General features: G+C 57.2%; 11 protein-coding genes. 5 read left to right on the forward strand and 6 right to left on the reverse strand.

All coding sequences use genetic code 11. From position 1 onward, the window contains the following. Nucleotides 1-33 precede the first annotated feature (33 nt). The 6 genes from POF45_RS02030 to POF45_RS02055 all read right to left on the reverse strand — a co-directional run bounded on the left by POF45_RS02030 (nucleotide 34) and on the right by POF45_RS02055 (nucleotide 6,426). Nucleotides 34-1,155 (reverse strand): adenine nucleotide alpha hydrolase family protein, encoded by a 1,122-nt coding sequence (locus tag POF45_RS02030; RefSeq protein ID WP_282314920.1) that lies wholly within the window; start codon nucleotides 1,153-1,155, stop codon nucleotides 34-36. A 51-nt stretch (nucleotides 1,156-1,206) separates the two neighbouring features. After that, the gene (locus POF45_RS02035; protein WP_282314921.1) at nucleotides 1,207-1,983 is read right to left on the reverse strand and encodes a hypothetical protein; all 777 of its coding nucleotides are present in this window, start codon (nucleotides 1,981-1,983) and stop codon (nucleotides 1,207-1,209) included. A 174-nt stretch (nucleotides 1,984-2,157) separates the two neighbouring features. Continuing rightward, on the reverse strand, nucleotides 2,158-3,513 hold the full coding sequence (locus POF45_RS02040; RefSeq protein ID WP_282314922.1) for a DUF1302 family protein: 1,356 nt from the start codon (nucleotides 3,511-3,513) through the stop codon (nucleotides 2,158-2,160). Next, entirely contained in the window at nucleotides 3,510-4,349 is an 840-nt protein-coding gene (locus tag POF45_RS02045) for an outer membrane lipoprotein-sorting protein (RefSeq protein WP_259503018.1), read from the reverse strand. The genes POF45_RS02040 and POF45_RS02045 overlap by 4 nt, the downstream gene beginning before the upstream one ends. After that, entirely contained in the window at nucleotides 4,346-5,620 is a 1,275-nt protein-coding gene (locus tag POF45_RS02050) for a beta-eliminating lyase-related protein (protein WP_282314923.1), read from the reverse strand. Before POF45_RS02050 ends, POF45_RS02045 begins: the two co-directional genes overlap by 4 nt. After that, nucleotides 5,617-6,426, reverse strand: coding sequence for a ThiF family adenylyltransferase (locus tag POF45_RS02055; protein ID WP_259503016.1), 810 nt, complete (start codon nucleotides 6,424-6,426; stop codon nucleotides 5,617-5,619). The genes POF45_RS02050 and POF45_RS02055 overlap by 4 nt, the downstream gene beginning before the upstream one ends. 1,295 nt (nucleotides 6,427-7,721) lie before the next feature. Between POF45_RS02055 and POF45_RS02060 the strand changes: the two genes are divergently transcribed. The 5 genes from POF45_RS02060 (at nucleotide 7,722) to POF45_RS02080 (ending at nucleotide 11,898) form a co-directional block, all read left to right on the forward strand. Then, nucleotides 7,722-8,498, forward strand: coding sequence for an ABC transporter substrate-binding protein (locus POF45_RS02060; RefSeq protein ID WP_282314924.1), 777 nt, complete (start codon nucleotides 7,722-7,724; stop codon nucleotides 8,496-8,498). A 92-nt stretch (nucleotides 8,499-8,590) separates the two neighbouring features. Then, the gene (locus POF45_RS02065) at nucleotides 8,591-9,280 is read left to right on the forward strand and encodes an ABC transporter permease (protein ID WP_259503014.1); all 690 of its coding nucleotides are present in this window, start codon (nucleotides 8,591-8,593) and stop codon (nucleotides 9,278-9,280) included. 16 nt (nucleotides 9,281-9,296) lie between these two features. Then, the gene (locus POF45_RS02070) at nucleotides 9,297-9,992 is read left to right on the forward strand and encodes an ABC transporter permease (RefSeq protein ID WP_409077937.1); all 696 of its coding nucleotides are present in this window, start codon (nucleotides 9,297-9,299) and stop codon (nucleotides 9,990-9,992) included. Nucleotides 9,993-10,001: 9 nt separating this feature from the next. Further along, the gene (locus POF45_RS02075) at nucleotides 10,002-11,114 is read left to right on the forward strand and encodes a succinylglutamate desuccinylase/aspartoacylase family protein (RefSeq protein WP_282314925.1); all 1,113 of its coding nucleotides are present in this window, start codon (nucleotides 10,002-10,004) and stop codon (nucleotides 11,112-11,114) included. A gap of 19 nt (nucleotides 11,115-11,133) precedes the next feature. After that, complete coding sequence (locus tag POF45_RS02080) at nucleotides 11,134-11,898, forward strand: ABC transporter ATP-binding protein (protein WP_259503012.1); 765 nt, start codon at nucleotides 11,134-11,136, stop codon at nucleotides 11,896-11,898. The last annotated feature ends 38 nt before the right edge of the window (nucleotides 11,899-11,936 follow it).

Raw genomic sequence — 11,936 nt, forward strand, 5'->3', positions numbered from 1 at the left:
GACGGGGTGGGCGAACGGACACAACACAGCCGATCACGCGTAATCCCGAGGTTTGCCCATTGTGTCTGAATGCACTTGAGTGCCCCTCGATGTCGGCGTAACGGCTGCCGGGGGCGCCATTTTCAGATCGTCGAGTTGAAGCTCAAGGTCTTGCAGCGACTTTTTGATATGACGGCCCATCAGGATCTGCTTGCGCACCATGAAGTCCATGAGCGCGAAGACGATCCGCCACTGCAGCCGCTTGGCCTTGCCTTCGCGAACCAGCTTGGAAAACTCCGGCTTGTAAGGGTTGTGCCCGAGATTTTTCAGATCGGAATACATCAGCAGCCAGTTCAGGGTGAAATTGCTGAGCACCGGATTGGCGTGAATCCGGTCCTGTACCAACCCCAGTTCGATGACCTTGGCGGTGACCTTTGCCTGGTCGTAATCCCAGGCATGGAACGGCGCCAGGATTCTGGGCAACGTCACACCGGCGGCATAACGCCGGGGGTTCCAGAACAACGCGAGTTCATGCTCCTGGAACACGCCGCTGCGGAACAGTTCGTGAGGCGTCCAGTCCCGGGCAATTCGTGCCGGCGGCATCTCATAAAGCATCCGCTCAGGGTCTGGTTGCCCCGGCGAGTAGCCGGTAAAAATCAGCGGAATGTCTTTGTCCAACGCGAAGCGCAGCAAGTCGCCCTCGCGAATATCCAGCCAGAAGTAACACACGGTATGAACGGCACCCTTGGGTCCCTGATTCATCAACAAATGTCGGATAAAGCGTTTGTAGAGCGTCAGCGACGGCTTGTGCACATGGTGATCAACCCCCAGGGCCTTGACCGTTCGCCGTATGTTCTCCCAGGTTCTGGGCGGTATGTCGTAATCGCTTGTATAAGCCAGCACCTTCAAGCCATGGTCGACCACGAGCCGATGCAGCAAGTAACAGCTGTCCTTTCCTCCGCTGAAAGAAACAATGCAGTCATACTGTTTGCCACTGCCCTTTGCTGCACGCAATGTCGCTTCCAGGTCTTTCTGGAAATGCATGCGCTGCTGCTCCTGGCGTTGCTCGCCGCCGCCCTGCCATATACGGCATACGTTGCAAATGCCATCCGAATCAAGTGCAACACCCTCGACATCATCGGTAAGCAAGCACGTACCACAAACTTTTTTCGACATACCGACCCGCTCCTTATATCCCTATCCTGTCCTGGTTATTACCTGTTCAGCTCAAGCGCCGACCGCTGTCCGATTGCGCTCCAGCACGCCATAAGACTTTTTGGCCAAGTGCAGTGCCTCGCCAAGGAAGTCCCCATACGTATCGAGCGCGCGCTCACCGATCGAGACCAAATGGGCGGTAAACTCAGGTTTGGCTTCAATCAATTCGGCAACAACCCGGAAGTTGGTATCGGTGTGCCCAAAGTCGAAGTTCACGTGTTCAGCGAGAAACGAAATGCTTTTACGCGACTCTTCACACAGTGCGCTTGCACACGCTTTTAACAGTGGAGGACCGTATTGCGTGGTGATCAATTCGATTTCGACATCAATCGCCAATTCCGCCCAGGGAGCATCACCTGATACAACATCCCTGTGCAGTTGATGATAGTTGCGCACCGAAGCAGTCATGTTCGTAAACAACAGTTCCTCGGCATCAAGTTGCAACGCTGGCTGCTGCTCGTTCCACAGTTTAACCAACTTGTGAGTATCGGCAGCCGCCCACTCGTGATGCCCATCCTCTTCTTCGGTGTGTTCCTTGAAAAACTCTGCCAGGTCAGTCAAGCCCAAGGCCTCGCAACGTACTCCGGCAGTCGCCAGGTACTCAGGGATAGGCGTGGTCAAGGCGGCACTCATCGCGCACCAGTGGATCATGAACAGATTGAGCAGTTCCGGGTCCAGCGGCGAATTGAAAAGCTGCTGGACGTCCTCACGCCTGGCAAACTGCTCCCTGGCAACATTCATCCGGGCCTGATAGGCGTTCGAGTTCAACGTTTCGTTATTACCATTCATTGTTCACGCTCCTGTGTGTAATTGATAAAAGCCACAACGTTCACCACTTCCCAAAAGAAACTCGGGCCGTACGACGGCGCAAGAATGAAAAACACTTCATTCAAGTCACATGACATCTCATTCACCTGGTCCCTGACGGCGCACCCGCCGACGTGTCAGAGCATCAAGCGTTTTTCAGAAGTAATAATGAGCACCCACATACACTTGGTCATTGTCACGAAACTGTCCGAAAATACCCTCGTCAGCGCCCGCAAGATGCAGGCCGCCGCCGCGTAACTCCCAGTCATCCGTCACTCGCCAGCGCAACTGTAAACGCCAGAACCTGTCGGTCATGTTGAAAAACTCTCGCCCCTGAAACTCCAACCACAGGTCTTCGCCCACCAACGGCGTATTGACTCGCCAGGTCACACTGGGTCGAAATTTGTCGGGCTGCATCATCGAATTATGGTTTTTTATATAATCAAGGGTGTATTGAACGTTGATGTACGTTCGCGAGGCGAACGTGTAATCAATTCCCGCCACCCCTCTTACTGTGTCACGCCGCTCAACCAGTCCCGGTACGTTCATGTCGTAAGAGACATAGCCCGAATCGGTCACATAGGCCAACTCCCCGCGTAATCCGATCCCCTCACGCCCTGTTTCGAAAGCCATGGACGCGGTCTGTTGGCGAGCATGGTAAGGCTGCACCGTCCCTAGCATCTTTCCATCGGGTTCTACACCCTCGATGTCCGCCTCAAACGCCGCCAGTTGCTCAAAGTGATAGGCATAGTTCAACGAAAAATCGAACGTTTCCCGGCGTGTCATGCTGCGAACAGCGAATACGCTGTCACCCAATCGCCCGTTCTGCGTGGCGCTAGAACGCTCACGCAGACCCAGGCCCCTGACGTAATTGTTTTCCACAAACAGGCTCCACTCCTCTCCCGGCCGGGCCAGCAGGTCTTCCCTGAATTCGGGCAGCCAGACCACCTCGACAAAGTCCTCGCCACTCAGAAAATATCGGCTGCTCACGGCGGTCACCGGCCACTTGCGCTCAAACCTGGATTGAACAAGAAAACTACGGAAATCCTGGGGCGTGAAGCTGTCGATCACACTGACTTCGTCGGCCACACCCCATTGGATAACCTGTCGCCCGATGCGCCAGCTGAGCTTTTCCCCATCGATTTCCAAGTAGCTTTCCCAAACACGCGCCGTCTGCTCATTGTGGTCCGGACCACCACGCATACGCTCGCGCTCAAGCTGCGCATCACCGGACAGCACCAGACGGGTCGTTTCCATCTGATGAGTCAGTTCAAACCGTCCTCGGCCTCTGTAACCGCTATCGACATCGGTCTTGAGGCTGCCGGCCCCCGACTTCTTGTCGCCGCTTCCAAGCCCGACGTCACTGCGCAAGTCCAGGAAGCCCGTTGTCGTGGTATGGCCATTACTCAGCGGCGCGAAACTGAACGGTTCGCCAGCTTCGTCTGCTCCAGCGATGCTACTGGCCATCAAGGCGAACGGGCCGAGAAGCCGGGTAAAAGGCGCCCAGTTCATTCCGTCATCCTGCTCATCTCGTCATCGACCAAACGCATGATGTCCGAGGGCTCCGAGTAAAGTTCGATGCCCCGTTCCATCTGGCGAAGAGAGACCATCGGCACCGATACGCCAGTGTTTACCCGAACCCATTTGCGCTCCAGCGACGTGCTATGCCCGTTGCGGAAATCCGTCACATTCACGAACCGCTCATAAAGGGCATCACCATAGGCCTGCACATCTTTGCGCTCGACGCGTTTGATCAGTGCATTGCTCGCATCGAAAAAATCGATCCGGCTCGGGAAATACGTACCGTCGGAGCGAATGAAGTAGCGGCGTTTGCCGTACGCTGAATTCGACGACGGCTTGGCGGTACAGTCGATCACGTAAACGGGAAATCCGTCTTCGCTCGCGCTGCTCACCAGGCTGAAATCCCAGTCATCGAGCTTGAGCTTTTGCAGGTCCTCGTAAATCAGGTCCGACCCCACCCAGGTCTGGTGTTTGGAAGAAACCCGACGCACCCTGCTGGCTGCAGGCAAGTACAGGTACTGCAAATCTTCCGCGCCTTTGACTTCCTCATTGAACGTCGCCACGTTCCTGATACTGCGCGGGAAGAAAAACTTCTGCAGGTCACGTGCACCCAGTTCACCGCTCAGGTGATACCAGATAAAACCGCGCTTTCTGCCGACGCCAGCCTTGTCGGTCAAGGTAATGACCAGCATTGAAACCGAGTCGTTGCCGGTTGGCCGCTCTTCCGAGCGAAAGATGATGTCTCTGGGTTCGGGGGTTGACGGCGAGGCCGCACCGAAGACCAGCGAGGAGAACAGAAGACTGAACCACAGGAATAAATATTTCACGATCCAATACTCTCTACGGGGCGGTAGGTGGCCATCAGTGCTCCGCTCACACCCACGGGACGACTGACCTCCTCAAGGGCAACAAACTCGTCAGCTTCCGCGAGCGCGGCTCGAATGCACCGAGCAGCGGTCTCGACGTCGTTGTCGCTTTTGCCGACAATCGGCACGGCAAAGCGAATCAAGGCCTCACCGCTCTCAACCGATGCTCCGGGATTGAGCGCCCCCCTGATTCCATACTTCACGTACAAGTGATTCAGAAAGGCCCGGGCCGGATGCAGATGGCCGGGTATGGCCTCAAGCGCCCCCCCGCCATTCAAGAACACGCCATGAGCGGCCGAAGGTTGGGTCGCCTGGCAATCCGTCCCCAGCAATGCCTGAAATTTGCGAACGCGCTGCAGACGCTCGGCTACGCCATCGACCAGCCCCTGGGCATCCGACATCGCCACTACCAGCCGGCGCTTTGCCGACACATCGAGGCCCGCGCCGAACAACAGGGTCTGATCGAGACAGCGTTGAAATACATCGCGATTTCGCGTGGCTAGAAAGCCGCCAATGGAGCACGGGAACTCCTTGGTTGCACTCAGCAGCAACCCATCGGCCAAGGCACACAGTTCGAGCACAATCGCTTCGACACTCTGCTCCTGCCATCCGGGCGCCCGTTGGCGGATCAGGCTGGCATTGCTGAAAATTCGCGTGGCATCCAGGAACACCGGAATCTCGTGACGATCGGCAACTTCCCGGATGGCTCGCAGGTTTTCAACGGACAGTGGGTGGCCGCCGATTGCATTGGTACACGCCTCCAGCAACAGGTACGGCACTCGCTGACCGACCTGCGTAATGACGCGTTCCAGTGCGACCACGTCTATATCGCCACAGAACAGCGCGCTGTCGGGCTGCGCATTCGCAGCGGCGACAGGCACGGACACCGCGCCGTTTCGCTGCAGGTGGGCCTGCATTGTCGGAAACGGCAGGCTGCCGGGAACACGGTCACCGGGGACAACCAGGGCGTTACTGAGGATGGCTTCCGCCATTCGCCCCTGAGCCACCGCAATGACCAGCGGCATGCCGAACAAGGCATTGAAAGACTGTGACAAACGCGTATCGAGACCGTCGTCCCCGTCGGGCAAAGGCTGGGCACTGACGGTAACGTTCATCAGACTGTCGGTCTGATAGTCATCGGCAACCCGGCAAGCCGGGACCAGATCGAGATTGAATCCCGCCTGCGCAAGGATGCTGCGACGCGTCTGTGGTGAATCCCCCACGCCATTCATGCCGGTTCGCTCAACGTGCAAACGTCGATGACTTTGTAGTTCATCCGATTCAAATCGAAGAACATCACCTTCGGCAGAACGATCGGCTCCCGGAATCCCGGCACCGTGCCATGCAACAAATAATTCACGCACTCGGTTGCCAACAACGAGGTGGCGATCAACGGCCCGACTGCAACGGTCGGCACCTTGCCGACTTCAAGGCTTTTAACGATCGCCTGCATATGCTGCGGTACAAATATCTCATCAAAGACCGGCGGCAATGTGCCCTGCTCCTTGGCCACCTTCAGTGTCTCGGTCCAGAACTCCATCCCCAGGCCCTTGGGCGAGGAACAAATGGCAAAGCAGCCAAAGCCCATGATCGGACCGACGACGCTGAAAATGCCCTGTTGGCGAGCCTTGCGGTGCAACGACTCTCTCAGGCTGTAGGGCACACTGGCGTCCAGACAGTCGACCATGATGTCGGCCCCTGACAAAAACTCGCCTTGATTGCTGTCAGTGATGCCCTCGACAAAAATCTCGACCTTGGCCCGGGGATTCAAATCAAGGATCAACTCGCGATAGACCAGCGCTTTGTTGCGACCCATCGTGCGCCCGGTGGCGGCCCACTGACGGTTCATGTCCGGCGGGTCGAATACGCCGGGGTCCGCCAGTTTGAACGTCTCGACGCCCATCCGGCAGAGCGTCAGAGCCATCGCGCCTCCCACCCCTCCGCAGCCAGCGATCACCACGCTGCACGCTGCGAGTTTCTCGATTCCGATGTCGGTCAATAACGGGACCGACCGATTCAGCATGTTGTCGTTGCTCATCCTGACACTCCTTGTTCTTAGCAGATGGAAACCGAGAAAAGCGATGTAGCTCGCCGTTTGCGACACCCGCAGACGACCCACGCTCTTCAGTCAAAGCACACCCTTCTTGTTTATCAGGCACACGGCGCCGCGCTCGCACACCTGGACAAGAGAAACAGCCAAACTGGCTAAAGCCAAAATCAATTCAAAACAAACTTGTCACAACTTGTAACACTTATCTTAAACCCGGCGCTGCATACCGGAATAGACACTGCGCGAACTCCAGAGCGGCGTTCTCGAGCCATTCAATATAATGCATTGCCTTAATTAAACTTGTCGGTACAACATCACTAAATAAACCCGTCAGTGCAATAACAGCAAACTAACCGAGCGGTACACGCACATAAAAGTGCGTAAGAAGAATATAAGCTCTAATTAAACCCGGCAGTTCATTTAGTTCAGTAAAACACGGGTATTTCAGGCAAAGCCTCGACCGAGAAGAAGCAATCTACGGTCTGTCGGTGCAGGTTTTGCACACCTTTGATCTTTAATAAATCCTTTAAAAACAGGGATTTACTGATGTTTTTCGCTGGCGATAGTACTAGCAGGTACTGACGCTATGGCCAACACGCGGCGTCAGACATCCGCTTGGCAAGAGCCGACGAAGAGCGACATTCAAGTGCGCAAACTTCTGAAAAAAGTCCGGCGTTCTAGATTTTTTTCTTCATGACAATGAGAGCCTTCATCCTTGTGACCCCTCTGGATATGCCCAGATGGCAAAATGCCCTTTAATGCCTGCGGATACTAAACGGAGATTTATAACTGTACAAGCCACTGTTTAAATATCTTTCGAAACTTGTTGTCTGACGGCAAGATTAAATGCCTCAGGAAACAGTCCCGGCAATGGTTCGTTCATGAAACGCACTCACACAAAATCTATTCCGACACTGACGTGTATTTGCACTTGCCGCTAATCCCCCGACAGTGAAAAAGACGCTCGGTGGCGTAGCCACCGCGGGTGGTTGCCATATCGCGAACGCAAGGGAGAGTGACATGCACACCCGCCCTTCATCCTGACCGGCGGAACTCACCCGCCCGCAACCGCTCTGGCACCCACTGCCGAGCCAGCGGCAACAAGCAGGATCCCGGTAAATCCGGGATTTTTTGCGCCCTCGACCGATACGTTTATTTTCAGATGATTGATTAATGAAATAAAACATGTCATTTATAGCCCCGCACAATCAACAGGACTGCTCCAGCGCCAATCCGGACGGCACGTAACTGCACCCACACCGTCCCTCCAAGGAGTCAACAATATGAACAAGACAGAACTTCTAGGTGCCCTGGCACTGTGTGCCGCAAGCTTTCTGGCTCACGCCGACGACGACAGCTTGCGCATCGGTATCGAGGCTGCTTACCCGCCCTTCTCGTACAAGACCCCCGAGGGCAATGTCAGTGGTTTCGACTACGACATCGGCAACGCGCTGTGCGAAGAGATGAAGGTCAAATGTGAGTGGGTCATTCAGGAGTTCGACGGCATGATTCCGTCGCTCAAGGTGCGCAAGATCGATGCCGTGCTGTCATCGATGTCGATCACTGAAGACCGGATGAAATCGGTGGATTTCAGCAAAAAGTACTACCACACGCCGGGCAAGTTCGCGATGAAGACCGGTAACGTGATCACCGACCCACTGGTGGATCTCAAGGGCAAGAAAGTCGGCGTGCAACGCTCTTCTACCTACGACCGTTTTGCCACCGAGCAGCTGGAAAAAGCCGGGGTCGAAATCGTTCGCTATGGCTCACAGAACGAAGCCTTTCTCGACCTGGCATCGGGTCGTCTGGATGCCACCCTTGCCGACATCGTCAACACCAACGAGAGCTTCATCAAAACCCCGGCCGGCAACGGTTTTGCCTTGGTTGGCCCGGACATCAACGACCCGAAATACTTCGGTCGCGGCGCCGGGATTGCAGTGCGCAAGGGCGACACCGTGAACGTGGCACGCCTGAACGCTGCGATTGACGCGATCCGCGCCAATGGCAAGTACCAGCAAGTGATGAGCAAGTATTTCGCGTTCGATATCTACGGCGAATAAACACCTGACCGCAACCCTGGCGCCGACCCCTTGCGGGTAGCGCTTTGGTCTTTACTCGCGCGTTTTCTGGCGCTCGCTTGAGGAACTTCATCATGCTTCACGGCTACGGATCGAGCATTCTCGATGGCGCCTGGCTGACCATAAACCTGGCCCTGACCTCGATGGCCATGGCGATTGTCCTCGGTCTGATCGGTGCAGCCTTTCGGTTGTCGCCGCTCAAATGGCTGGCGATGCTCGGCGAAAGTTACACCACCCTGATCCGCGGTATTCCGGACCTGGTGTTGATCCTGCTGATCTTCTACGGCGGTCAGGACCTGGTGAACCGCATCGCCCTCGGGCTCGGTTACACCCGCTACATCGACATCAATCCGTTCATTGCCGGCGTCTGCACCATGGGCTTCATCTTTGGTGCCTATCTCAGCGAAACCTTTCGTGGGGCATTCATGGCAATCCCCAAAGGCCAGGCCGAAGCCGGTGCGGCGTACGGCATGAGCGGCATGCAAGTGTTCTGGCGAATCCTGGTGCCGCAGATGATTCGTTTCGCCATTCCGGGGTTCACCAACAACTGGCTGGTGCTGACCAAATCCACCGCGCTGATCTCGGTCATCGGCCTGCAGGACATGATGTTCAAGGCCAAGAACGCCGCGGACGCGACCCACGAGCCGTTTACGTTTTTCCTCGCGGTGGCGGCGCTGTATCTGATGCTCACCAGCGTGTCGCTGCTGGTGCTGCGCTATCTGGAAAAACACTATTCGGTCGGCATCAAAGCCGCCGAATTGTGATGGGGAGCCACCGCTGATGCTCGACTACAACCTGATCTGGGAAAACCTGCCGCTGTATTTCAACGGCGCCTTGTTGACCCTCAAAGTGCTGCTGATTTCCCTGGCGTTCGGCCTGATGCTGGCGATTCCGTTGGCGCTGATGCGGGTCTCCCGCTCACCGCTGCTCAGTTTCCCGGCCTGGCTTTACACCTACGTCATTCGTGGCACGCCGATGCTGGTGCAATTATTCCTGATCTACTACGGCCTGGCGCAGTTTGCGGCAGTGCGTGAAAGCGTGCTCTGGCCCTACCTGTCCAGTGCCACCTTTTGCGCCTGCCTGGCGTTTGCGATCAACACCAGTGCCTACAGTGCCGAACTGCTGGCCGGCAGCCTGAAGTCCACGGCGCATGGCGAAATCGAAGCCGCCAAAGCCATGGGCATGTCGCGCTTCACCTTGTACCGACGGATTCTGCTGCCCTCGGCCTTGCGCCGGGCATTACCGCAATACAGCAATGAAGTGCTGATGATGCTGCAAACCACCAGCCTGGCATCGATTGTCACGCTGGTGGACATCACCGGAGCCGCGCGTACGGTCAGTTCGCGGTTCTATCTGCCGTTCGAGGCATTCATCACCGCCGGCCTCATCTACCTGGCCCTGACCTTCATTCTGGTGCGTCTGTTCAAGTTGGCCGAGCGCCGCTGGCTGGCGTACCTGGCACCGCGCAAGCATTAAGGAGCTGTTATGGAACACATCGAATACCTGTTGCCGTGGAGTGCGTCGGGCACTGAGCGGCGTCTGTCGCTGTTTCGCTTTGGCAGTGGGCCGCGCAAGGCTTATATCCAGGCGTCCTTGCATGCCGATGAGCTGCCAGGGATGCGCGTGGCGGTTGAACTCAAGCGGCGCCTGCGGGTGCTGGAAGAACAGGGTCGGCTCAACGGGGTGATCGAGTTGGTGCCGATGGCCAACCCGATCGGCATCGCGCAGATGTTCCAGGCCGCCCATCAGGGTCGCTTCGAGTTTTCCAGCGGCAAGAATTTCAACCGCGACTTCCCGGAGCTGACCGAAGCCGTGGCGGCGCTGGTCAAAGACCAACTGGGCGCCGACGCTGACGCTAACACCGCGCTGATCCGTCGCGCCATGCTCGATGTCCTCGCCGACATGCCACCCGCGACGTCAGAGCTCGATGGCCAGCGGCGCCTGTTGCTGCGCCATGCGTGTGACGCTGATGTGGTGCTGGATCTGCATTGCGACTTCGAGTCGATCATGCTGCTTTACGCCATGCCGCAGAACTGGCCACGCTTGCGTTCATTGGCCGCTCGACTCGGGGCCGGCGCCGCGTTGCTGGCCGAGGACGCCGGTGGCAGTGCCTTCGATGAAGCCTGCGCTATCCCCTGGTTGCGTCTGGCCGAGCTTTTCCCTGAGGCCGGTATTGCGTTGGCCTGCGTGGCCACCACCCTCGAATTACGGGGCATGGCCGACACCGGACGTGAGCAATGTGTCGACAGCGCCGAGGCCATTCTTGGCTATCTCGCCGAGCAAGGGCTGATCAGCGGTGACTGGCCGGCCGCGCCGACGACCTGTTGTGAAGCGACGCCTTTCGCCGGCACGCAGTACGCCTATGCGCCCCACCCCGGCGTGGTGAGTTTCCTGCAACCGCTGGGTGCGCGGGTTCGGGTCGGCGATCCGCTGTTTGAAGTGCTTGACCCGCTGACCGACCGGCACAGCATCGTGCGCGCCAGCACCGACGGCATCCTCTATGCCCGTGAACGTCTGCGTTTTGCCCAGCCTGGTTTGTGGCTGGCCAAAGTCGCCGGCACCCGCCTTATTCGCCAGGGTCGCTTGCTCAGCGACTGATTCCAGAAGAGTGAACAGCATGTACAAACTTGAAATTCAGAACTTGCACAAAAGCTACGGCAGCCACCAGGTACTCAAGGGTGTGTCCCTGGAGGCGAAGGCCGGCGACGTGATCAGCATCATCGGTTCCAGCGGCTCCGGCAAAAGCACGTTCCTGCGCTGCATCAACCTGCTGGAGCAGCCCAACGCCGGCAATATCGTGCTCAACGGTGAACAGCTGAAACTGGTGAGCAACAAACTCGGCGGCCTCAAGGCTGCCGAGCCCAAACAGCTGCAGCGCATGCGTTCGCGACTGTCGATGGTGTTCCAGCACTTCAACCTCTGGTCGCACATGAGTGCGCTGGAAAATGTCATGGAAGCCCCGGTGCATGTCCTTGGCATCGACAAGAAACAAGCCCGGGAAAAAGCCGAGCACTATCTGAACAAAGTCGGTGTGGCCCATCGCATGGACGCGTGGCCGGCGCACATGTCCGGTGGCGAACAGCAGCGCGTGGCGATCGCCCGCGCGCTGGCCATGGAACCGGAAGTGATGCTGTTCGACGAACCCACCTCGGCACTCGACCCCGAACTGGTCGGCGAAGTGCTCAAAGTCATGCAGGACCTGGCCCTGGAAGGCCGGACCATGGTGGTCGTGACCCACGAAATGGGCTTCGCCCGCGAGGTCTCGAACCAATTGGTGTTTCTGCACAAGGGCCAGGTCGAAGAACGCGGCGACCCGCGCGAAGTGCTGGTCAATCCGCAGTCTGAACGCCTCCAGCAATTTCTTTCCGGCAGTTTGAAATAGCGCTCGCTCATTTTCAGCGCTGCGCACCAGCGGTTGGC

This window comes from Pseudomonas fungipugnans (assembly GCF_029955235.1).
Lineage (GTDB): Bacteria > Pseudomonadota > Gammaproteobacteria > Pseudomonadales > Pseudomonadaceae > Aquipseudomonas > Aquipseudomonas fungipugnans.

Excerpts from the sequence above, each read along its gene's own strand:
- POF45_RS02030 (WP_282314920.1), bottom strand. The coding sequence starts at position 1,155 with ATGTCGAAAAAAGTTTGTGGTACGTGCTTGCTTACCGATGATGTCGAG.
- POF45_RS02035 (WP_282314921.1), bottom strand. The coding sequence starts at position 1,983 with ATGAATGGTAATAACGAAACGTTGAACTCGAACGCCTATCAGGCCCGG.
- POF45_RS02040 (WP_282314922.1), bottom strand. The coding sequence starts at position 3,513 with ATGAACTGGGCGCCTTTTACCCGGCTTCTCGGCCCGTTCGCCTTGATG.
- POF45_RS02050 (WP_282314923.1), bottom strand. The coding sequence starts at position 5,620 with ATGAATGGCGTGGGGGATTCACCACAGACGCGTCGCAGCATCCTTGCG.
- POF45_RS02055 (WP_259503016.1), bottom strand. The coding sequence starts at position 6,426 with ATGAGCAACGACAACATGCTGAATCGGTCGGTCCCGTTATTGACCGAC.
- POF45_RS02060 (WP_282314924.1), top strand. The coding sequence starts at position 7,722 with ATGAACAAGACAGAACTTCTAGGTGCCCTGGCACTGTGTGCCGCAAGC.
- POF45_RS02065 (WP_259503014.1), top strand. The coding sequence starts at position 8,591 with ATGCTTCACGGCTACGGATCGAGCATTCTCGATGGCGCCTGGCTGACC.
- POF45_RS02070 (WP_409077937.1), top strand. The coding sequence starts at position 9,297 with ATGCTCGACTACAACCTGATCTGGGAAAACCTGCCGCTGTATTTCAAC.
- POF45_RS02075 (WP_282314925.1), top strand. The coding sequence starts at position 10,002 with ATGGAACACATCGAATACCTGTTGCCGTGGAGTGCGTCGGGCACTGAG.
- POF45_RS02080 (WP_259503012.1), top strand. The coding sequence starts at position 11,134 with ATGTACAAACTTGAAATTCAGAACTTGCACAAAAGCTACGGCAGCCAC.